The organism is Mycobacterium gastri (assembly GCF_002102175.1).
GTDB lineage: Bacteria > Actinomycetota > Actinomycetes > Mycobacteriales > Mycobacteriaceae > Mycobacterium > Mycobacterium gastri.
Genome location: NZ_LQOX01000125.1, coordinates 24,701 through 45,179 on the forward strand (window position 1 = coordinate 24,701; position 20,479 = coordinate 45,179).

The following is a 20,479-nucleotide window of genomic DNA, read 5'->3' on the forward strand; positions in this document are numbered from 1 at the left end:
GGTCGTTTCAGGACTTCAGCGGGAGCTCGACGCAGACGTGGGTGCCCGTCGGGGTGTCCAGGAAGACGAAAGTCCCGCCGGCGGCGTCGACCCGGGCCCGATGCGAGGCCAGTCCGATGTGCCCCTCGCCGAGGCGACGAGCCATGGTGTCGCCGCTGATTCCCACGCCGTCGTCGGCGACATCCAAAACGCACGTGTCGTCGGTGATCCCGAGGGTGACCGACGCGGTGCGGGCCCGGGAATGGCGCACCACGTTCGACAGCAGCTCACGGGCCACACCGAACATGATCGGGTCGATCTCATTGCGCACCGGATAGTCGATGTCGGTGCTGACCTTGATGCCCGAACGCTGCGCGGTGGACGTGGCCAGCTGTTCGACGGCCGCACCGAGGCCAACCTGTTCCAGGACGGCCGGATGGAGCTCAAAGGTGGCCTGCCGCAATCGTTCCGATGCGCTCTGCAGACCGGCCAACGCCCGGTTGACACGCTCGTCGTCGGGCGCAACCGTCTGTAACTCGATGAGCTCCTGACGGGCAGCCAGCACATCTTGCAGCGGCCCATCGTGAATGGACTCCGAGATCCGGCGCTGCAACACCTCAGAGGCCGTCATGGTCTGAGCCAGCAGCTCCTCGCGCAACGCGCTCAGACCCGCTACCGAGCGGGCGTGGCGCTCCTCGATCCGAACGACGACCAATGCGGTGGCACAAAGAAACGCATAGAGGACGAATCGGAATATCGCTTCGGGCCATCCGATTGCCCGCACCATCGCCGGGTCTTGGACCACCGCGAGGGCGAATCCGATGAGTGTGAAAGCCAGCACCACCGCCGCCCGCCGCGACGACACGTCCAAGCCCACCAGCACCGGCAGCAAGGTCATGATCAGCAACGGATAGATCCCGTCGGTGGACAGCAACTGGAAACCGGTCAACGCGAATACGTCGACGGCGGTGAACGCAAACGGCTCGTGTCTGGCCATCCTGACGAATCGGCGCAACACAATGACGCGTCGCGACGGCGAATACGCCAAGGCCAGGGCCCACAGCGCGGCCAACGCGTAGGCGACGATCAACGCGGATTGCTGCAGCCATTCCGAGTGGTTGGTGCCGACCAGCATGGCGGCGACCATCAACAGCACAACTCCGATTCGGAGCACCGAAGCGATTCGGTAGGAGCGCAGCTGGTGCAGCTCGCGCACCCGTATCAGTTCTGCGTCGCTGGCTTCTACCACAAGAACACCGTAGTCATGACCGCGGATGCGATTGGGGTGTTGCGCGGCAAGATCGCCGATCCGCCGGAGCAAACTGTCGAGCGGGCCCGCGAGTTGTCCGGGAATTGCGGGCAGATGGTCGCGGCGAACGACTACACTCATCGCCATGGTCGGCCGACATGGACATGACCCGGACATGGCCCAGACATGACCCGGAAATAACAGGGACATGACTCGAACATGACGGCGCCCGAGAAAGTCCGTGTGGTGGTCGGCGATGACCACCCGCTGTTCCGTGAGGGCGTGGTGCGCGCGCTTTCGTTGAGCGGCTCGGTCAACGTGGTCGGTGAGGCCGATGATGGCGCGACGGCACTGGAGTTGATCAAGACCGAGCTGCCCGACGTTGCCTTGCTCGACTACCGGATGCCGGGCATGGACGGCGCCCAGGTGGCCGCCGCGGTGCGAAGCTACGACTTGCCGACCCGCGTGCTGCTGATTTCGGCGCACGACGAATCGGCGATCGTTTACCAGGCATTGCAGCAGGGCGCCGCCGGGTTCCTGTTGAAGGATTCGACACGCACCGAGATCGTCAAAGCCGTACTCGATTGCGCCAAGGGACGAGACGTCGTCGCGCCCTCCTTGGTTGGCGGCCTTGCCGGCGAGATCCGCCAGCGAGCGGCCCCGACGGCTCCGGTGCTCAGCGCCCGCGAGCGAGAGGTGCTCAATCGTATTGCCCGCGGCCAGAGCATTCCCGCGATCGCCGGCGAACTGTATGTGGCGCCGTCGACGGTCAAGACCCATGTGCAGCGGCTCTACGAAAAGCTCGGTGTCAGCGACCGTGCGGCCGCAGTGGCCGAAGCCATGCGGCAGGGGCTGCTCGACTGAGTGCCGCTCGACTGACTGCCTCTTGGCCAGCAATCGCGTGCGGCGATCAGGACTTCAGCGGTAGTACCACGCGGACATGGGTGCCCGCCCGGGTATCCAGAAAAACGAATATGCCCCCGGCGGCGTCGACCCGCATCCGATGCGAAGCCAGGCCGATGTGCCCCTCGCCGAGGCGACGGGCCATGGTGTCGCCGCTGATTCCCACCCCGTCGTCGGCGACATCCAAAACGCAGGTGTCGTCGATGATCCCGAGGCTGACCGATGCGGTGCGGGCCCGGGAATGGCGCACCACGTTCGACAGCAACTCACGGGCCACACCGAACACAATCGGGTCGATCTCATTGCGCACCGGATAGTCGATGTCGGTGCTGACCTTGATGCCCGAACGCTGCGCGGTGGAGGCGGCCAGCTGTTCGACCGCCGCCCCCAGCCCGACTTGCTCGAGGACGGCCGGATGCAGCTCAAAGGTGGCCTGCCGCAGACGTTCTGAGGCATCCTGCAAGCCGGCCAACGCTCGGTCCACCCGCTCGTCGCCCGGCCATGCGATCTGCAGCTCGACGAGTTCCTGACGGGCGGCCAGCACATCTTGCAACGGCCCATCGTGAATGGACTCCGAGATCCGGCGCTGCAACACCTCAGAGGCCGTCATGGTCTGAGCCAGCAACTCCTCGCGCAACGCGCTCAACCCGGCCACCGAGCGAATGTGGCGCTCCTCGATGCGCACCACCACCAACGCTGTGGCGCACAGAAATGCATACATTGAGAAGAGAAAACCGGTATGGGGCCAGCCACTCGGGCCGAGGAGCACGCCGTCGTGGACCCCCGCCAGCACGAACCCGAGCAGGCTGAACGCCAGCACCGTCATAGCTCGCCGTGACGAGATATCGACGCCCGCCAGGACCGGCAGCAACGTCATGATCAGCAGTGGATAGAATCCGTGGGCGGACAGCAGCTGGAAGCCGGTCAACGCCACGATGTCGACGCCGGTGAACACCAGAGGTTCCCACCGGCGCACGCCCGACGATTCCCCCGCTCCGGGCTGTCGTCGCGCCGGGGAAAAGGCCAATGCCAGGGCACACAATGCGGCAATGCCATACAAGGCGACTAAGACAGTTTGCCGGGCCCATTCGCGCTCTGGGGTGCCGACGACCATCGCGGCAATGACGAACACCAGGACCCCGATGCGAAGTACCGAGACGATCCGGTACGAGCGCAGCTGGTGCAGGTTGCGTACCCGCTCCAGTTCCACGTCGCTGGCGATTGCCACGGGAACACCGTACTCACGGCGGCGCTTCACCGCCGGATGCGGAGCGGACCGGTCCCTCTGGACCGGCTTCGCCGTCCGGCTGCTCAGTAGCGCCTGGCGCCGTGGTTGCGCAACCCCCCCGCCGGGGTCGGCTCCGGCCAAAACACGTGCCAGGGGTGCGCACAGAGCAGTGCCGAGCAGGCCGGCGGTCACGGTGGTGCCGACCATCAGCAGTCGCCCGCCGTGTGCGAGACTGCAGGAAGCCAGAATTGGCGCGGTCACCGCCGCAGCCGCCGTCGTCATGGACGAAACTCCTTGGTAACGGCCACTACTGGCGGGCGGAGTGATCCGGTGGACGATGCCGGCGCTAACCACAAACCAGACGATCTCACCCGGTGCGCACGCCGCCACGGCAACACTGAAACCGGCCGTGGTGTGCGCGATCCCGGCCGCGCCCATGCACAGAGTCAACCACACTCCCGCGACGGCCAACATGTCGATCCTGGGGCCGACCGCCAGCCGCTTACTCAACCACGGTGTCATCAAAGGGGTTAGGGCCACCACCGCCGCGCCGTTGACCACCTGCACCCAGCCGTAAGCGCCGGCACCCAGGCCGGACGCGTTCATCAGCATCGGTACGACGGCGAAGATGCCCATCAGCACCGTGAGAGTCGCCAAGCCCGACGCGACCAACAGAACCAGCCGTTTGTCGGCGAAGACTTGCCGGTAATCGCCTCTGGCGTGGGCGGTCACCGGCGTCGCCGCATGGTACCGGCCGGCCGGTATGCAGCGGGCCGTCACCACCGCGAAAGTTGCGCATGCGATCCCGTTGATCCAGTACAGCAGCGAGGTGCCCATCCACTCCGCGAGCAGACCGCCGACCCCGCCCGCGATCGCCGCGCCGATGTTGAGAATCCACCCGTAGCGCCAGCTGTCAAGTCTGGCGCGTTGCCGGGGATCCGAAATCAGGGCGGTAATCGCGGCGGCGAGCACCAGACGCGGTGTGTCGCAGGCTAATCCGGCGATCATGGCCGCCACCAACAACACTGCAAGGCTGTGCACCACGGCAATCAGCATCAGCATCGCGGCCGCCACGGCCATGGTGGACACCAGCGTCGATCGGGCACCGTAGCGGTCGACCAGCCAGCCACACAGCGGCTGCCCCACCGCCCATCCCGCGCCGTAGGCCGCCAGGACCGCGCCCACGGCTCCTGCCTGATGACCCCGTCCGGCCACGTGGTAGGCCAGGAACGGATAGGCGAAGCCTGCCGAGCGCACCAGCAGGTTACCGGCCAGCAGTAACCACATCACCGCCGGATAGCGATCGCGGGCCGGCTGCGCCGCGGATGACGAGACCGCGGCAACGGGCCTCAAGGTAGCGACGCGGCGCCGCGCGGGGTACCGCCGATCGGGCCCATCGCTTGATGAACGCCAGTTCCTCCGGCCAGGGGACACGCCGCGGGTCGAGCTGTGATGAACGAGTGCGCGCATGACGTCACCTCGGCGCGGCTTGGTGACCCGGCTGCTCGACGCCGGTGACGTACCGTGTGCGGCAAAGTGGCTCCGCCTCAGGGTGACTCAGGGCCGGCGCTGAAATGGACCGGCCCAGCGCGCGGGCCAGCGGCAGGCACAGGGCGGCGCCGGTCAGGCCGACCGTCACGGTGACGATCGCCACCAGACGATGACCGCCATGAATCAGACTGTAGGAGGCGATGATTGGGGCTACCACCGAAGCGATAGCCAGCGTCATGGACCAGATGCCGTGGTAACGGCCGCCATTGGCGGGCGGAGCGATCCGGTGCACGATGCCGGCGGCGATCACGAACCAGGCGATCTCGCCCGGGGTGCAGACCGCGGTGGCGACGGTGAAGCCCAGGGTGGTGTGTGCGAGCGCGGCGCCCGACATGCTCACCGCCGTCCACACGCCGGCGCCGGCCAGGATGTCGAGCCTCGGACGGAAGCGGGCCGCCGCTTTCCGGCCCAGCCACGGTGTCATCACCGGGGTCAGGCCAATGCCGGCAACGGCATTGGCCAGTTGCGCCCAGCCGAATTCGCCGGCGCCCAAACCGCTGTCGGCCATCAACATGGGTACCGCGGCATAAAGACCACGGACCGCCGTCAACGTCGCGAGGCTGGACCCCAGCAGCAGGACCAGCCGAGCATCCAAAAACGCTCCGCGGTAACCGATGTCAGCCGTCTGAGCAACCGGCTCGGCGACCGCCGGGGACCGGCGATGCTCCCTGGCCGGGATGCAGCGGGCCGCCAGCAGCGCCAGCATCGCGCACGCAACGGCGTTGATCCAGAACAGCACGGGCACGCCCGACCAGCCGGCGAGCAGACCACCCACACCGCCGGTGATCGCGCGGCCAATGCTGACGATCCAGCCGAAGCGCCAGGTGTCGATCTTCGCCCGCCGCCCGGGATCGGGCACCAACTCGGCGATCGCGGCACCCAGCACCGGGCGCGGCGCGTCATAGACCACACCGGTGACCAGAGCACCGATCAGCAATGCCGGCACGCTGCGGGCCTGGGCCATCAGCACCAGCACCGTGGCCGCAACCAGCATGGTGGACGCCAGCGTCGCGCGCGGCCCGGTACGGTCCACCAGCCAGCCGCATGTCAGCTGGCCCACTGCCCAGCCGAGTCCGAAGGCGGCCAGGACCGCGCCGACAGCGCTCGCCGGGTGCCCTCGCCCGGCCACGTGAAACGCCATGAACGGATAAGCGAACCCCGCCGCGCGCACTACCAGGTTGCCGCCCAGCAGCAGCCAGATGACGCCCGGAAACCCATCCGGGCAGGACGAGCGTGATGAGGTGTTCGAATCAGGCATCCGGTGACGCAGGGCGAGGCCGGCACGCCCGCCAACTACTTTGACCACCCCGGAGCGCTTTGCTCTCACCGCCCTCGACCCGGCCCAGTGCTCGCCGGCACACCGGTGAGTGGCGGCCACCGTTCGCGGCCGCAGCAAAGCGGAACGGAGATCGACGTCCGAGCCCGAAGTCAGCACTGGTTCGCTGCCTGCGATGGCCGCGGTTGTCGTCATCAATTGAACGGTAGAGATGATCACGTTGCGACAACTCCGCCGATCGGCCGCAAAAACGCCGCGATCTCGGTCCACCGATCGGGGGACGTGGCCGGATTGGATAAGGGCCGGGCTGCCCGGACCCGCCAAACGCTCGTCATTACCCGAGTCGCTATCCGATCAGCTGCGGCAGCACCCGAAGCGGCTCGATGCCGTCCTGCGCTGCGTTGCCGGCCGCGGCGGCCCGCTCGGTTGCGCTAGCCAGCGGTAACCCGCCCAGTAGACCGGGGGACGCGCCGGACCCGAGCGAGGAAGCGCCGGTGGAGACGGCGCCCGGCAGCGCCGCGACCGCGGCATGACTCAGGGTGGGGGCGGAGGCGGCCCACGCCACGGGCGCCGACAAGCCGCCGACCCTCGCCGCTTCACCCAGGCCGGCCGACACCGCGCCGGTCAGGCCCGCCATGCCCGCCGAACCCAGGGCTCCCGCGGCGGCGGATTCCGCCGCCGCCGCGATCTGGCTGCCGACCGCAGCCGCCGCCGGGAACAGGCCCTTGATGGTCGACATCGCCGACATCATCAGCCCGGCAGACGAAGTGCAGACGAAGAACGGGGTACCGAAAAGGCTCACCACGGTCTGCAGGTCTTGCACCCATTCCGGGAGTACCGACGCGTCGCCGGCGGTCAACCCCGACATCAGCTCGGACAGCACCGTGGCGACGTTGGTGGCCACCGAATTGCCGGCGGCTTGGTCAACAGCGGCGGCCTGGCTGACCAGCCCCGCCGGGTTGGCCGTCGGCGGCGGCGGGGTGAACGGGGTCAAGCTGGTCGCGGCGGACGACGCCGCGACGTAGCCGTACATCGCGGCCGCATCCTGAGCCCACATCTCGCCGTACTGGGCCTCGATGGCCGCGATCGCCGGCGAGTTCTGGCCGAGTAGGTTGCTGGCGATCAGGACCGCCAGCTGCGCACGATTGGCTGCCACGAGTGCCGGATGAACGGTCATCGCGTGGGCGCACTCGTAAGCGGCGGCCGCCGCTTTGGCTTGGCCGGCAGCCTGCTCAGCTTGAGCAGCGGTGGCTTTCAGCCACGTCACATACGGTGTGGCGGCAGCGGCCATCGTGGTCACGCTGGCGCCGAGCCAGGGCCCGCTGATCAGTCCGATGACCACCGACTCGACGGCGATTGCGATGGAGGTCAACTCGACGGCCAGGCCATCCCACGCGCCGGCGGCGGCCAGCATCGATCCTGCCCCCGGCCCGGCGTACATGCGTCCGGAATTGATCTCGGGCGGCAGCGCCCCGTACACCATCGCTGCGGAATCCGTCCCTTAGCGGGCTGCGATCGCGTTGGCCGCCTCGGTCGCCGCGTAGGAACCGCCGCTGGCTCCGAGGGTGGTCACAAAGAGCTCGTGAATCGCCGCGGCCTGTGCGCTGACCGCTTGATAGAGAGCGCCGTGGGCCGCGAAGTGTGCCGCGGTCAGCGCCGACACCTCGTCTGCGGCGGCCGGTACGACGCCGGTGATGGGAGCTATCGCGGCCGCATTACTCGCGTTCATGGCGCTACCGATCGACTGCAGGTTCCCCGCTGCCGAGATCAGCGCCTCGGGTTCACTGGTCACGAAAGACATGACACAACAGTGCCGTGGCTTCCCTCCGATGTCTGTCGGGCGAGCGGGCACTTTGCTGGCGGAATCATGCTGTCCACCGATCGACGGAGTTGGTGTCCTCCACCCGGCGCGATGGGCCGCACTTCGGTCGGGGGTTTCAGTCCGGTTGCGGGTGCGGGGACAACAACCACTCGGCAGCCGTATACGGATCTTCGCGGCCGTCGACCACCGACTCGGCGAGACGATCGAGGTCCGCACGGGTCCGCAGCCGGGTGTGTGCCAATGACAGGATCAGCGAGCGGGCACGGGCCAGCCGGCGGTCCCGGCTGTCGCCGCGGTGATGTGCGTCGATCGCGGCTACCAGGTCCGCAACGCCCTCACCGCGTGCGGCCGCGAGTTTGAGGATGGGAGCATCGGTTTCGGCCCGCAGATCCCGCACGGTCTGCTCGGCGCCGTCTCGATCGGCCTTGTTGACCACCACGATGTCGGCGACCTCGAGCAGACCCGCTTTGGCGGCCTGCACAGCATCACCCGTGCCGGGGTTGAGGATGACGACGGTCGGGTCGGCGACGGCGGCGATCTCGATCTCCGACTGGCCCACCCCGACGGTTTCCAGCAGAACGACGTCGTAACAGATGGCTTGCAGCAGCCGGATGGCGGCGGGAACGGCGGCGGCCAGACCGCCAAGGTGGCCGCGGCTGGCCACCGAGCGGATCAGTACGTCGGAGTCGTTGATGTGTGCGGTCATCCGGATCCGATCGCCGAGCAGGGCACCCCCACTGAACGGCGACGACGGGTCCACAGCCAGTACCGCCACCCGGCAGCCGCGCTCCCGGTAGGCGCCGACCAGGGCCGCTATCGTCGTCGATTTTCCGGCGCCCGGCGGCCCGGTGATGCCGACGACGCGGATCTCCGATTTCAGCGCAGCGTCGATGGCGGCCAGTACCTCGTCACGCCGGTCACCCTCGACGAGGCTCAGCAGCCGACCTGCCGCGCGGGGAGATCCGTTGCGCGCCCGGGCAATCAGATCGGCGATGTCCATGCGTTACGGCTCGTTGCGGCTCGTTATGCCGCTGCAACCTCGATGACCGTCGCCGAACCCATGCCGCCGCCGGCACACATCGCCGCGACGCCGATACCGCCGCCGCGGCGGCGCAGTTCGTGCACCAGCGTCGCCAGCATTCTGGCGCCGGTTGCCGCCACGGGATGGCCCAGCGAGCAGCCGCTGCCGCTGACGTTGACCCGGTCCGGGTCGAGGTCGAGCATTTTCACGGTGGCCACACACATCGACGCGAATGCTTCGTTGATTTCGAACAGATCCACGTCGGAGATCGAAAATCTAGCGCGGGCAAGGGCTTTCGGGATCACCTCGACCGGCGCCAAGCCGGTTGCCGCCGGGTCCACACCGACGGACGCCCAGGACACGATGCGGGCCAGCGTGGGCAGTCCCAGCCGGTCACTGAGCCGGTCGCTCGCGACGGTCAGCACGGCGGCACCGTCGTTGGCGCCGCAGGCATTACCCGCGGTGATCGAGAAGCCCGCTATTTCGGGATGCAAGGGCTTGAGCGCAGCCAGCTTCTCCATGGTGGTGTCGCGGCGTGGATGTTCGTCGACCGAGAACAGCCCATGCGGCGTCTCGATGGGGATGATCTCTTCCTTGAACCGGCCTTCGTCGATCGCGGCGATTGCGTTGCGGTGTGACCGAAGCGCCCACGCGTCCATCTCCTCGCGGCTGATGCCCGCTTTGACCGCGGCGTTCCACCCCACGGTGATGGACATGTCCAGGTTGGGCGCGTCGGGCCGGTCGGGGTGGGTCGGCGGGAACCAGTCGACCCAGTCGCCGTCGACCTGCATCCGAGACCGCGGCGACGTGGACGCCGAGTTCACTCCGCCGGCGATGACGAGCTGATCCATTCCCGCGCGCACACCGGCCGCAGCGCTCTGCACGGCCGCCTGCCCGGCCGCACAGTGCCGATTGTTCGCCAGACCGGGTACGTGGCTCAGGCCGGCGGTGATGGCAGCGTGGCGGGCGATCACGCCGCCGCCGTAGAGACCCTCGCCCAGGATCACGTCGTCGACCAGTGCCGGGTCGAGACCGGCTGCGGCTTCGCTGACCACGTGATGGGCCAGATCGAACGCGCTGGTGTCGCGCAGGGTTCCTTTGCGAGCGGTGCCGATAGGCGTACGCAGGGCGGACACGATGACGGCTTCTGGCACAGGTCTTCTCCATCCACAAGGTTGGCGAGAACACTATTCTCTCAGTCTGAGAGTGCGAGTTGCAAGGAGGTGGGCCGCCGCGACCTGGGCCCACGCGGGCGGGCGCAGCGCAGCCTTCGTCGGGGCCGATGGTTGGCTGGTGGCATGACTCGACCGGAAGGGACGATCGCGGTCCCGGGCGGAAATGTGTGGTTCAAGCGGGTCGGCGGCGGACCGGGCCTTCCGCTGCTTGTGGTGCACGGCGGCCCGGGTTTGCCGCACTACTACTTGACCTCGCTGGAACGCCTGGCAACCGCGCGGGAAGTCATCTTCTGGGATCAGCTCGGCTGCGGAAACTCCGACTGTACGTCGAACGCGGACCTGTGGACGATGCAACGCTCGGTGGCCGAAATGGATGCCGTGGTGCAAGCGCTGCGCCTCAATGCCTTTCACATCTTCGGCAACTCGTGGGGCGGGATGCTCGCCCAACAGTATGTTCTTGACGTTCCATCCGGTGCCGTCAGCCTGATCGTCTCGAACAGCACCGCGTCCATACCACAGTTCGCCGACCACGTGATCCGACTGAAGTCGAGGTTGGACCCGGCGACCCAAGCCGCCATCGACCGCCACGAAGCCGCCGGCACCACGCATTCCGCCGAATACCAGGCCGCGATCACCACCTGGAACCAGACGTATCTGTGCCGCACCCGCCCCTGGCCCGACGAACTCTACGAAGCATTCCGCAACATGGGCACCGAGATTTTCGAAACGATGTTCGGCCCCAGCGATTTTCACATTGTCGGCACCATCCGATCCTGGGACATCGTCGATCGGTTGGCTGAGATCACCCTGCCAACGCTGCTGATCGCCGGTCGGTATGACGAATGTTCGCCGGAACACATGCGCGACATGCACCGCCGTATCGCCGGTTCGCGGTTCGAGTTCTTCGAGCGCAGCGCACACCTGCCCTTCATCGAGGAACCGGACCGCTTCGACGCGCTGCTGCGGGACTTCCTGGGTCACCACGACCGACGCGGCCCATCGCGCGCGTAACGCCAAGGCCAAAACCGGGGCCGAAACCGGGGCCAAAACCGGGGCCAAAACTGGGGCCAAAACCGGCGCGAAATTTCGCCGTGACGTTCCGCTCGTCAGTTCTTGCCGGCGGTCAGTTTGGTGATGATCGAACGGAAGTCCTCGGTGGTGAAGGATTGGTGCTCGGCCGACAGGGCATAGTCCAAGCTGGCCAGCACCGCTCGTTCCAGATGGATGTTGAGCACCCGCTTGGTGCTCTCGACGGCCTGCTGGGGCAACTGCATGATCCGCTGGGCGCACGCCACCGCCTCGGCGACCGGGTCGGCGACGACGTGGTTGGCCAGCCCGAGTTCGACGGCTCGCCGGGCGCGAATTCGGGTGCCGGTCAACGCATATTCCTTGGCCAGCATCAAGCTGATGTGCAACGGCCAGGTCAGCGGACCCCCATCCGCGGCCACCAATCCCACCTGCACATGCGGGTCGGCCAGGTAGGCCTCTTCGGCAATGTAGACGATGTCACTCAGTGCGACCAGGCTGCAGCCCAAGCCGACGGCCGGGCCGTTGACCGCCGCCACTACCGGCACTCGGCAGCGTGCCATACCCAACACGATGTCGCGCCCGTGCGCGATGGTCTTGGCGCGCAGATCGGCGTCGTGGGCCAATTCCGCCAGATACGTGAAATCGCCGCCCGCCGAGAACGCCCGGCCGGCGCCGGTGAGCACCGCGGCGCGGGCAGTGCGATCGTCGCTCAATCGCGGCCACAGCTGCGCCAGCCCGACATGCAGATTGTCGTTGACGGCGTTGAGGGCATCGGGACGGTTGAGGGTGATGATCCGCAACCCCCCGTCGGCACGGACATCGATTTCTGTTGGCATGTCGTACATTCAGACTCCCAATCCGAGGATTCGCGACGCGATGATGTTCTTCTGTATCTGCGAGGTGCCGCCCATCACGCTCTGCGCGCGGCTGTACAGGTAGGCGCTGAGCAGGTCCGGGTCGCGGGTTCCGCCGACGGCCAGTGCGGCGTGCCCGACGGACTGCTCCACCCACGTCATCAGCAGCTTGTCCAGCGATCCTTCGGGTCCGTGCGAGACCCCGTCGAGCTGTTCGGACAGCCGGCGGCGGACGTGGTGGGTCAACATCTCCGCCTGGACCGCCGCCCATGCGAGCTCGTCGGTTATCGGATCATCGTTGTGCGCCAGCAACTCTCGTACCAGCTTGGCGTAGCGGGCCGCATAGCCCAGCGTCGACGGCTCGCGTTCGTGCCCGACCACGGTCATGGCCACCGCCCAGCCGTCGCCGGGACCGCCCACCATGCGGTCCGCCGCAACGGTTGCGCCGTCGAAGAACACCTGACCGAATTCGTTGCTGACGCCGTTCATCATGCGCAGCGGACGTTGTTGCACGCCGGGCTGTTTCATCTCGATGACGAACGCCGACAGGCCGCGATGTCGCGGCGCCTCCCGATCGGTGCGGGCCAGCAGCAGACACCAGTCGGCCACATCGGAGTAGCTGGTCCAGATCTTGTGTCCGTGCACCACATAGTGGTCGCCCTCGCGGGTGGCGGTGGTGGTCAGTGACGCCAGATCCGAGCCGGCACCCGGCTCGCTGAAGCCCTGACACCAGCGCTGGGTGCCGTCGATGATGCCGGGCAGGAAGCGTTGCCGCAGTGCGTCGCTGCCGTGCCTGCCGATCCCGAAGACCAGGTAGCCCACGCTGGGGCGCGGCGGAGCGCCCGCGCGCGCCAGCTCTTCGTCGACGATGACGTCGTAGACCGGCGGCAGCTCCTGGCCGCCGTACTCGCGCGGCCAGGACAATCCGAAGAACCCGGCTCGGTGGAGCGCCCGATGCCAATCGGCCTGACGGGCCCAGTATTCGTCGCCGATAGCGCAGAACTCCTTGGCATGCACGGTAAGCCAGGCCCGCAGTCGTTCCCGGAAAGCGGCCTCCTGCGGGGAATCACGAAAGTCCACGACCGACCTCCTTCAGGCTCACCGGCCACAGCTCGGTCGACGTCAAGGCCCGGCGCAGGTACACATGCGCCAGGCAATCCCAGGTGTTGCCGATGCCGCCGTGTACCTGCACCGCGGTCTCGCAGACCGTTCGGGTGGCTCGTGCGCAATAGAGCTTGGCGACCCGGGCAGCGTGCAGCGCCGCGGCCGGTTCGAGTTCGTCGACCGCCCAGGCGGCGTGGCGCAGGATGCTGATGGACCCTTCGATCAGGGCCAGGCTTTCGGCCAGCAGGTGCGCGACGGCCTGATACGAACCGATCGTCTTTCCGTACTGCTCACGGATTTTCGCGTAGTCACAGGCCAGCGCGTGCGCGCCGCGGGCGTCACCCACCAGATCCGCCGCGGTGGCTACCAGCGCGAGCGCTAGCCATCGTCCGGCGGTATCGGCGGATACCTCGCCGACGGGCAGCGGCGGTTCGACAATGCCCGTCGTCACTCGGGTCAGGTCCGCGCCGCTGCCCCGGCCGGCATCGATGTCAGCCGCGAACACCGCGGTTCCTGATAGCAGCAGGGCCCGCCGATATCCGCGAGCATCGAATGCCAGGTCGTCGACCGCGATCGTCTTGCTACCGGCCTCGGTGTCCAGATGGCGGGCCAGGTCGTCGGCGAGCACCGGCCCGAGAAACGGGGCATCGACCAGTCGGCGCCCGAATTCCTCTGCGACAATGGCGACTTCGATGCCTGATGCCCCATCGGAGCGCAGCGACCGCCAGCCCGTCGCGACAATCTGGCGGTCCAGCCGGGCAATCCGGTCCTCACCGGCCAGGTCCGACACGGACCCGGGTCCCAGATCGTCGCCCAATTTCGTTGCGGCGTCGCACAATTGTTGTTGTTCAGCTGTCAGACGGACATCCATGAAGCTCCTTGAGCACTCGGCGCAGCACCTTGCCCGAGGGCAGGCGCGGAATGTCGGGCACGAACACCACCCGGCTCAGCCGTTTGTAGGGCGCCAGCCTCGCCGCTACCCGCTCGGTGAGCTCGGCGGCCACCCCGGCATTGGCGGGCGTATGCGTGGCGACCGCGGCGACGACCGCCTCCCCGTTGACGCCGTCGGGAACACCGAATACCGCGCAATCACGGACCGCCGGATGACCGTGCAACACGGTCTCAACTTCGGCCGGCGCGACCTGGAACCCGCGCACTTTGATCATCTCCTTGAGCCGGTCGGTAATTCGGAGCCAGCCCTCGCCATCGAGCCAGCCGACGTCCCCGGTCCGATACCAGCCGTTGCAGCACACCTCAGCGCTGGCCGCGGCCGGCAGGTAGCCGGCCATCAGCGACGCCGAGCGGGCCTGAATCTCACCGACCTTCCCCGGGTCGACCGGTTCGCCGGTGTCCGGCGACACGATCCGCAAATCCACACCGGCAACCGGGCGCCCCACCGAGTCCAGCCGGGCCTGGTGGACGGGATTGCAGGCGATGACCGGTAATTCGGTGGTGCCGTAGGCGGGCACCCATCCGACGCCGGTCCGCCGGGTCACCGTCTCGGCGATGCTGGCGGTGACCGGTGTGGCACCCCACATGATGAAACGCAGCGACGACAGATCGTAGGACTCGAGTCGAGGGTGCGACGCGATAGCGTGCGCGATTGGCGCAACCGCCATTTCGATTGTGATGCGGTCATTTTCGATGTGCGACAACATCCGGTCGACGTCGAAGCGGGGATGCAGCCGCACCCACGAGCCGGTCCGAAACGCGGTGAGGATGTTGAGCAGGCCGAGGATGTGCGACGGCGGCGTGGCGACCTGGATGCGGTCGCGCTCGGTCAGCTGCAACGCATCGCGCCACTGGCGAACGGCGACGTCCAGCGATGCATGGGTGTGCCGCACGGCTTTTGGCATACCCGTGGTACCCGAGCTGAACACCAGCACCGCATCGTCCCCGGGCCGAGGAGAACCCGCCAACGGCGCTGCGGGCGCGATCGGGTCGTCCAGGTGCAGCATCGGCATCAGGTCGGCCAGCACCGGTTGGTCGCCGACGGCGTGAGCCGGGTTGGTCACGCCCAGCGCATGGTCGACCTCGCCGCGCTTCCAGGCGGGGCTGATCAGCACCACTGCCGCCCCCAGCCGCCAGATCGCCTGCAACGCGGCGACGAACTCCGGCCGGTTGGACGCCATCAGCGCGACCCGTTCGCCGGCGTTGACACCGCGCTTCCGCAAGGCCGCTCCGAGACCGCCGGTCAGCGCGTCGAGCGTGGGCAGGCTGAAGCGCCGATCCTCGAACACGAGCGCGGCCGGTTCGGTCACGTCTCGTCCTTCCCCAGGGCCTTGACGTCTTGAGAAGATACTATCGTCTCAGGAGAATACTATTCTCTATAGTGAAGAACGCAAGTCGAGCTAGTCCGAGAAGGCGGTCATGACGGAGCCAGGCATGGTGACGATCCAGCTCGACCGCAAGAAGGTGTCGGTGCCCCTGGTCCCCGGCGAGACGCTGTTGGAAAGCGCGCGCCGGGCCGGCCTGGACCCACCGTTCAGCTGCGAGGCCGGCAACTGTGGAACCTGCATGGCCAGGCTCGTCGAGGGCAGCGCGACCATGCGGGTCAACGACGCGCTCGAGGAAGACGAGGTGGCCGAGGGCTACATTCTGACCTGCCAGGGCGTTCCCGAAACCGCATCGATCACCGTGCGCTACGAATAGTCAGCAGAGAGGCACCGACCATGGCCAGGGGAATCATCTATGTCGAGACTCGTCCCAGCTCACCCGAACGCGAACCGGAATACAACCGCTGGTACGACGACGTCCACATTCCCGAACTGGTGGCGCTCGACGGATTCGTCTCGGCGCGGCGCCTCAGACCGGTCAATGATGACGGGCCATACGTGGCCCTCTACGAGATCGAAGGCGATGACCTGCAGGCGATCCTGGACAACATGGTTGCCTCGGCCGGCCGGTTGCACATGTCCGACGCGCTGCAGTTCGATCCCCCGCCGGTGATGCGCCTGTTGGAGGTGACGAGTGTGTACCAGCCGGCAGGCTGATCGCCGGGCCATCCGTGGCTAAGCCCGGCGTGCCGCAACGTAACGGGTGATGCTTCGCGCGATCAGCTCGAACACCGCCGTCGTCAAGGAAACACATGCCAGGAACGCAAACCAATTGTGATTCCAGCCCCAGTCGTAGCGACCCTGCGCGAATGCCATAATCGATGCCCGCAATCGTTACCAACACGTAGATCGCCCGGTAGTACCGCCGCAGGATGAAGATCCCCGCGGTCCACAGCGGCGTTACGAGGGCCGCCTCGATATAGGGGTTGAAAACTTTTGGTGCGCCGTAGGAGATCGGGCCGACCGATACCTGCGGCCCGCAGTGCGGATACCGGCCGCCGCTCGTGCAGACCCACTGGCTGGTGCTGTTCAAACAGGCCAGCACGGTGAGGATGGCCGCAGTTGCCAGCACCGCGACACCGATCGCCATCCGCAGTCTCGGTCTTGGTTGGCGGCTACTCGGCACCTGCGGCGGCTCGTCGAGCAAGCAAGCCGTATCCATGACCATGTCGGCAATTGTCTGCCGTTTGGCGGTCAACAACGGCAGCAGGTAGCCGATGCCGTACGTGATCGCATCCAGGATGTGGGCGAAGTAGCGGCCGATCGACGATCCGACGCCAATGGGCGCACCTGTCCCACGGTCGAGCCGGTAATCCCTTGGCGGAAGCCCCAATTCCAGATCCAGTACGCCAGCATCGCCAGATTGACGATCAATCCGACGACGCCCTGCAAGCGTGCGCCCCCGCCGGCCCATGCGACGATCAACCCGCCGACGATCCCGAGAGCCACGCCGATCGCCAACCCCAGCATGTGGTCGATGAGATAGGCGGCTACCCGCCGGATCCACGAGGCGTAGGCTTCCATCGGCAAGTCATCCATCGGCTGGCCCGGGACCGGCGGATATCCCGCGTGCGCCGGCGGCGGCGGATATCCCGGCGGTGGCGGTGGCGAACCGGCCGGTGGCGGATAACCGGAGGGCGGGGGTGGCGGCTGTTCAGTCATTTGCCGAGCCTTCCACTGGCGAGTGGATGCAACTCACCCGAAACTGCTGGTGCCCTAGTCGAATTCGCCAATAGCTCGGATTACGACCCAGTTCCACGCAAGTACCGTCTCGTGCGACGCGATTTCCGGCCGGAAAGTGGGAATGCGCATTCGGTTGGTCCGTAAGGCGTTCTTGGCCAGCACTTTATCGCGTCTTGCGATGACGCGGGCAAAGCGCAAGGACGGCCCGGCAACCGACGGGGGCGCGCTATCATTCGGCCTCCGATGCGTTGCTCTAGGCCCGCCGCTACACTTCCCGAGGATGGAGCAGGGTCCGTTGCGGATCGATGTCGGTCAGCTAGAAGCTACGGCGTGTCAATGGAGTCAGCGAAGCGCCGAACTTGCCGTCCTAGCACCGCCCTTGCCGGGGCAGCCGTTTCAACCCACCGCCGTAGCGGTGGGCAGTGCCCACGCAGCGGTTGACCTGGCTGCGGCGGCGTTGGCCGCCCGCACCCAAGCGACGGCCAGCACGGTGCAGGCCGGTGCTACGGGATATGCCAGCAACGAAGCGACCGCTGTGGCCGAGATGGCAGCCGTGCAAGCCAGGTTGGTGTAATCGGTGGCCACCCTTTCCCAAGTCCGGGCCTGGAGCACCCAGCATCTGATCGAGGCGGCCACCTACTGGACCAAGACCGCCCATCAGTGGGAAGACGTGTTTTTGCAGATGCGCAACCAATCCCACACCCTGGTGTGGGAAGGCGCCGGCGGTGATGCGCTGCGGGCGCGAACCGGCGCCGACTTCGCAGTCGTAAGCGCCAAAGCCGACCAACTACGCCAAGCCAGTAAGATCGCCCGGGACGGCGCCGGAACCATCGGCACCGCCCAACGCCGGGTCCTCTATGCCGTCGAGGACGCTCAGAACGCGGGTTTCACTGTCGCAGAAGACTTCTCGGTGACCGATACCCGGGCCAGCGGCAATGCCGCCGAGCGGGCGGGGCGCCAAGCCCAAGCCCAAGCATTCGCTGCCGACATCCGCCAGCGCGCCACCCAACTGCTGGCGGTCGAACATGAAGTGGCCGGCAAGATCACCGCCGCAACCGCCGGAATCGCGACTACTACCTTTCCGGAAACACCCCACGACCACAAACCTCACATCCAAGCCGTCGACCGCCACACCTTCAAAGACAGCCCACAGCAACCGCAGCCGGGTGATCCGTCGGGTATGACAGCTGAGCAGGCACGGACCGCCTATGACCAACTCAAGGAGGAGATCCGCAAGCATAATGCGTGGCGGCCCCCACTCAACGATGCTGGCGCGGTCAGCGCCTACGATCGAGAAGCTGATGCGCTCAACGCCAGAAAGGCCGCCCTAGAGGCGAAATTGGGTATTTCGGAGACCGCGCCGGCGCAGCTATCGCGGCTGGTGCCCGATTGGGCACAGCCATGGCAACCGCCGGCACACTCGCCAACACCGGTCCCGCACGACCCCGGCGCCTGGCAACCGGTCACCGAATCCATGTCCGACCGCGCCGCCCAATACCAAATGCAGATCACCGGACAACCCGTCAGCGAGGGATACATCGTCGACGGAGTCAAATTCGACGGATTCACAGACGGAACGCTCATCGAAGTCAAGAGCTATTACGATCAGTTTATCGAAAACGGTCACTGGAAGCCCTGGTTTACCGGAGAGCAGGGAATACTCAATCAGGCGTACAATCAAATACGGGTCGCAGGGACAACACCGATAGAGTGGGTATTCGCTCAGCCGGAAGCCGCGGCGCTCGTGGAAGATCTTCTGACAAGAAACGGATACACCATTAGTGTCATAGTGGTTCCGCCCAAGTAGAGAGGGTCGCATGCCTAAAGCGGATGTGGGGGTGTATTGGGGACCCCGTGCTGAATCGCTGGATGAATGCGCTTATCGGATTGCGCGGCTCGTGACGACGCTGGCTGCGCTCGATCCCGTACTTTCAGGCTGGCGTGACGGGGGCCGATCAAAAGGGGACGCGTTAGCCCAGCCGCTGGTAACCAACGATCACACCGACTTGGTGCAGCGACTGCTGGCAGGGCGCAATCGCCGCCCGGACAACAACGAAGTCATCGAACCCTACGGGTACGCGGCACACTGGTGGAATGGCGGCTCCGACGACAACCGGCCACCTGCTAAATTGTCGATCCGTATCGCTGGGACATCAGCTATCGGATTAAACAACGTCACGGTCGATCTTCCCGATCAAGAATCGGCGCCATGCTTGTACAGACTAGAGACCGCGCACCATATTCTGCAGGCGCTACTGGATATCTTCGACCCCGACTGGGGTGTTTGGACGAACAGCGATCTTCGCAACAAGCAAAAAGAGCCGGACCGCCCTACCAAAGACGGCCGCGGATATGTGCTCGGGAAATTGATTGGACATCCGGCCGGATGGGCTAATTTCCTCAGCGATTCCGATTCGGTAAAATTCGACATGGCGTTGTTGCCGGCTGGGGCAACAGTTGAACACCTCGGCACCGGAACGTTGGTGCTGCTGGGGCAAGACCCAGCCAACCCGCCGCTTCGCGATGTCCTTCAGGTGCGCAGGGCGATGGGTTACGAGGTGGCTATACAGCACACAGAACCATCTCAAGACGTGGGCGCTTCCTCGGCCAGCCCGGCAGCACCACCGGTCGCACCGGGCACCTCAGTGAAGCCTACGGACGGGGGGCAATCTGATCCTCGACGTGGCACGGAAATGCGCGGTGTCCCCTACCCAGCAAGCAACCCGGATACTAACCGCAGCGACGCTCAGCGTGGCAACACTGCGCACGACAGGTAATTCGTCGTTGAGTCGAACCGGTGACCCCTTGCCGGTAGCCCGATTTCAGATTCAGTACACCAGAATCGCACCATTGACGATGAGCAACGGTTAGCATGAGGATGCTCCGCAGGGCTGTGCCCCGCCGGCCCAGCATGACTCCGCCGATGAGTCAGAGACTTCGATTAGGAGCAGGACGCTAGCCTCCATCAGCGGGTCTTGAGTGCCGACCGCTCCCAGGAAACAGCAACTCAGCCGTGGTGACGCGGCCGATCTTGCGCTGCAAGCCGCGCAGTAAGCTCACCGCCCCCGTGTCGGAGAACCCGCTAACGGTCGCAAAGTCCAATCCCGCGCCCACCAACTCGCTGGCCCAGGAGCATTCCGTCAAGTACAACACCCGAGCCCAGTCCAAGCTAGTCAGCGCTTGGCCACCAACTGTCATTTGCCACCGGGAAGGGACCACTGGTTTGCCACCAGCTAGGGACCACCTGTTTGGCTCAGCGAGCATGATGT

21 protein-coding genes and 1 pseudogene are annotated in these 20,479 nt (G+C 66.3%); 9 read left to right on the forward strand and 13 right to left on the reverse strand.

All coding sequences use genetic code 11. The features are described 5' to 3' along the window. Positions 1–7 precede the first annotated feature (7 nt). Positions 8–1,228 (reverse strand): sensor histidine kinase, encoded by a 1,221-nt coding sequence (locus tag AWC07_RS19190; RefSeq protein ID WP_036416167.1) that lies wholly within the window; start codon positions 1,226–1,228, stop codon positions 8–10. On the opposite strand from AWC07_RS19190, the gene AWC07_RS27730 reads away from it, so the two are divergent. Both AWC07_RS27730 and narL read left to right on the forward strand, forming a co-directional pair. Beyond that, complete coding sequence (locus tag AWC07_RS27730) at positions 1,181–1,396, forward strand: hypothetical protein (RefSeq protein ID WP_167380107.1); 216 nt, start codon at positions 1,181–1,183, stop codon at positions 1,394–1,396. The two genes, AWC07_RS19190 and AWC07_RS27730, sit on opposite strands and share 48 nt — an antisense overlap. A 51-nt stretch (positions 1,397–1,447) precedes the next feature. Then, on the forward strand, positions 1,448–2,092 hold the full coding sequence (gene narL, locus AWC07_RS19195; RefSeq protein ID WP_023367793.1) for a two-component system response regulator NarL: 645 nt from the start codon (positions 1,448–1,450) through the stop codon (positions 2,090–2,092). Positions 2,093–2,138: 46 nt separating this feature from the next. Here the strand turns inward: narL and AWC07_RS19200 are convergent, their stop codons facing one another. From AWC07_RS19200 to AWC07_RS19230, 7 genes and pseudogenes are all read right to left on the reverse strand, one after another. After that, the gene (locus AWC07_RS19200; RefSeq protein ID WP_036419901.1) at positions 2,139–3,359 is read right to left on the reverse strand and encodes a sensor histidine kinase; all 1,221 of its coding nucleotides are present in this window, start codon (positions 3,357–3,359) and stop codon (positions 2,139–2,141) included. 120 nt (positions 3,360–3,479) lie between these two features. Then, positions 3,480–4,646: pseudogene (locus tag AWC07_RS19205) on the reverse strand (MFS transporter); the annotation flags it as partial. A gap of 187 nt (positions 4,647–4,833) precedes the next feature. After that, positions 4,834–6,168 (reverse strand): MFS transporter, encoded by a 1,335-nt coding sequence (locus AWC07_RS19210; RefSeq protein ID WP_085105194.1) that lies wholly within the window; start codon positions 6,166–6,168, stop codon positions 4,834–4,836. A gap of 364 nt (positions 6,169–6,532) precedes the next feature. Then, complete coding sequence (locus tag AWC07_RS19215) at positions 6,533–7,669, reverse strand: PPE family protein (protein ID WP_036417781.1); 1,137 nt, start codon at positions 7,667–7,669, stop codon at positions 6,533–6,535. Between the two features lie 18 nt (positions 7,670–7,687). Further along, positions 7,688–7,987 carry a PE family protein gene (locus AWC07_RS19220; RefSeq protein WP_036417783.1) on the reverse strand — a complete coding sequence of 100 codons (300 nt, stop codon included), beginning with the start codon at positions 7,985–7,987 and terminating at the stop codon, positions 7,688–7,690. 136 nt (positions 7,988–8,123) lie between these two features. Next, positions 8,124–9,008: a methylmalonyl Co-A mutase-associated GTPase MeaB gene (meaB, locus tag AWC07_RS19225; protein ID WP_036417785.1), complete on the reverse strand. Its 885-nt coding sequence runs from the start codon at positions 9,006–9,008 to the stop codon at positions 8,124–8,126. Positions 9,009–9,031: 23 nt separating this feature from the next. Further along, positions 9,032–10,183, reverse strand: coding sequence for a thiolase family protein (locus AWC07_RS19230; RefSeq protein WP_036417787.1), 1,152 nt, complete (start codon positions 10,181–10,183; stop codon positions 9,032–9,034). Between the two features lie 144 nt (positions 10,184–10,327). Here AWC07_RS19230 and AWC07_RS19235 point away from each other — a divergent pair, with 144 nt between their 5' ends. Continuing rightward, on the forward strand, positions 10,328–11,215 hold the full coding sequence (locus AWC07_RS19235; RefSeq protein ID WP_036417789.1) for a proline-specific peptidase family protein: 888 nt from the start codon (positions 10,328–10,330) through the stop codon (positions 11,213–11,215). Positions 11,216–11,310: 95 nt separating this feature from the next. Here the strand turns inward: AWC07_RS19235 and AWC07_RS19240 are convergent, their stop codons facing one another. From AWC07_RS19240 to AWC07_RS19255, 4 genes are read right to left on the reverse strand one after another with little or no spacing between them, the layout of a single operon-like run. Then, entirely contained in the window at positions 11,311–12,078 is a 768-nt protein-coding gene (locus AWC07_RS19240; protein ID WP_036417791.1) for an enoyl-CoA hydratase/isomerase family protein, read from the reverse strand. Further along, positions 12,079–13,167 (reverse strand): acyl-CoA dehydrogenase family protein, encoded by a 1,089-nt coding sequence (locus AWC07_RS19245; protein ID WP_036417793.1) that lies wholly within the window; start codon positions 13,165–13,167, stop codon positions 12,079–12,081. Then, a complete protein-coding gene (locus tag AWC07_RS19250; RefSeq protein ID WP_036417794.1) occupies positions 13,154–14,062 on the reverse strand; it encodes an acyl-CoA dehydrogenase family protein in 909 nt (302 codons plus the stop codon). Before AWC07_RS19250 ends, AWC07_RS19245 begins: the two co-directional genes overlap by 14 nt. Beyond that, positions 14,040–15,452: a class I adenylate-forming enzyme family protein gene (locus AWC07_RS19255; RefSeq protein ID WP_036417796.1), complete on the reverse strand. Its 1,413-nt coding sequence runs from the start codon at positions 15,450–15,452 to the stop codon at positions 14,040–14,042. The genes AWC07_RS19250 and AWC07_RS19255 overlap by 23 nt, the downstream gene beginning before the upstream one ends. A gap of 109 nt (positions 15,453–15,561) precedes the next feature. Here AWC07_RS19255 and AWC07_RS19260 point away from each other — a divergent pair, with 109 nt between their 5' ends. The 3 genes from AWC07_RS19260 (at position 15,562) to AWC07_RS27735 (ending at position 16,741) form a co-directional block, all read left to right on the forward strand. Next, positions 15,562–15,843: a 2Fe-2S iron-sulfur cluster-binding protein gene (locus AWC07_RS19260; protein WP_036408797.1), complete on the forward strand. Its 282-nt coding sequence runs from the start codon at positions 15,562–15,564 to the stop codon at positions 15,841–15,843. A gap of 20 nt (positions 15,844–15,863) precedes the next feature. Then, positions 15,864–16,184 (forward strand): DUF4286 family protein, encoded by a 321-nt coding sequence (locus AWC07_RS19265; protein ID WP_036408799.1) that lies wholly within the window; start codon positions 15,864–15,866, stop codon positions 16,182–16,184. 347 nt (positions 16,185–16,531) lie between these two features. Continuing rightward, the gene (locus tag AWC07_RS27735; RefSeq protein ID WP_051507758.1) at positions 16,532–16,741 is read left to right on the forward strand and encodes a hypothetical protein; all 210 of its coding nucleotides are present in this window, start codon (positions 16,532–16,534) and stop codon (positions 16,739–16,741) included. Here AWC07_RS27735 and AWC07_RS27105 read toward each other — a convergent pair. Then, on the reverse strand, positions 16,722–17,189 hold the full coding sequence (locus AWC07_RS27105; RefSeq protein WP_244187640.1) for an RDD family protein: 468 nt from the start codon (positions 17,187–17,189) through the stop codon (positions 16,722–16,724). The two genes, AWC07_RS27735 and AWC07_RS27105, sit on opposite strands and share 20 nt — an antisense overlap. Positions 17,190–17,490: 301 nt before the next feature. On the opposite strand from AWC07_RS27105, the gene AWC07_RS19280 reads away from it, so the two are divergent. From AWC07_RS19280 to AWC07_RS19290, 3 genes are read left to right on the forward strand one after another with little or no spacing between them, the layout of a single operon-like run. Next, positions 17,491–17,784: a hypothetical protein gene (locus AWC07_RS19280; protein WP_036408801.1), complete on the forward strand. Its 294-nt coding sequence runs from the start codon at positions 17,491–17,493 to the stop codon at positions 17,782–17,784. A 3-nt stretch (positions 17,785–17,787) separates the two neighbouring features. Then, positions 17,788–19,017: a Tox-REase-5 domain-containing protein gene (locus tag AWC07_RS19285; protein ID WP_084293245.1), complete on the forward strand. Its 1,230-nt coding sequence runs from the start codon at positions 17,788–17,790 to the stop codon at positions 19,015–19,017. 10 nt (positions 19,018–19,027) lie between these two features. Next, on the forward strand, positions 19,028–19,987 hold the full coding sequence (locus tag AWC07_RS19290) for an Imm52 family immunity protein (RefSeq protein ID WP_139829787.1): 960 nt from the start codon (positions 19,028–19,030) through the stop codon (positions 19,985–19,987). Positions 19,988–20,479 lie beyond the last annotated feature (492 nt).

Excerpts from the sequence above, each read along its gene's own strand:
- AWC07_RS19235 (WP_036417789.1), top strand. The coding sequence starts at position 10,328 with ATGACTCGACCGGAAGGGACGATCGCGGTCCCGGGCGGAAATGTGTGG.
- AWC07_RS19280 (WP_036408801.1), top strand. The coding sequence starts at position 17,491 with ATGGAGCAGGGTCCGTTGCGGATCGATGTCGGTCAGCTAGAAGCTACG.
- narL (WP_023367793.1), top strand. The coding sequence starts at position 1,448 with ATGACGGCGCCCGAGAAAGTCCGTGTGGTGGTCGGCGATGACCACCCG.
- AWC07_RS19290 (WP_139829787.1), top strand. The coding sequence starts at position 19,028 with ATGCCTAAAGCGGATGTGGGGGTGTATTGGGGACCCCGTGCTGAATCG.
- AWC07_RS27105 (WP_244187640.1), bottom strand. The coding sequence starts at position 17,189 with ATGACTGAACAGCCGCCACCCCCGCCCTCCGGTTATCCGCCACCGGCC.
- AWC07_RS19260 (WP_036408797.1), top strand. The coding sequence starts at position 15,562 with ATGACGGAGCCAGGCATGGTGACGATCCAGCTCGACCGCAAGAAGGTG.
- AWC07_RS19210 (WP_085105194.1), bottom strand. The coding sequence starts at position 6,168 with ATGCCTGATTCGAACACCTCATCACGCTCGTCCTGCCCGGATGGGTTT.
- AWC07_RS19250 (WP_036417794.1), bottom strand. The coding sequence starts at position 14,062 with ATGGATGTCCGTCTGACAGCTGAACAACAACAATTGTGCGACGCCGCA.
- meaB (WP_036417785.1), bottom strand. The coding sequence starts at position 9,008 with ATGGACATCGCCGATCTGATTGCCCGGGCGCGCAACGGATCTCCCCGC.
- AWC07_RS19265 (WP_036408799.1), top strand. The coding sequence starts at position 15,864 with ATGGCCAGGGGAATCATCTATGTCGAGACTCGTCCCAGCTCACCCGAA.
- AWC07_RS19215 (WP_036417781.1), bottom strand. The coding sequence starts at position 7,669 with ATGGTGTACGGGGCGCTGCCGCCCGAGATCAATTCCGGACGCATGTAC.
- AWC07_RS19220 (WP_036417783.1), bottom strand. The coding sequence starts at position 7,987 with ATGTCTTTCGTGACCAGTGAACCCGAGGCGCTGATCTCGGCAGCGGGG.
- AWC07_RS19240 (WP_036417791.1), bottom strand. The coding sequence starts at position 12,078 with ATGTACGACATGCCAACAGAAATCGATGTCCGTGCCGACGGGGGGTTG.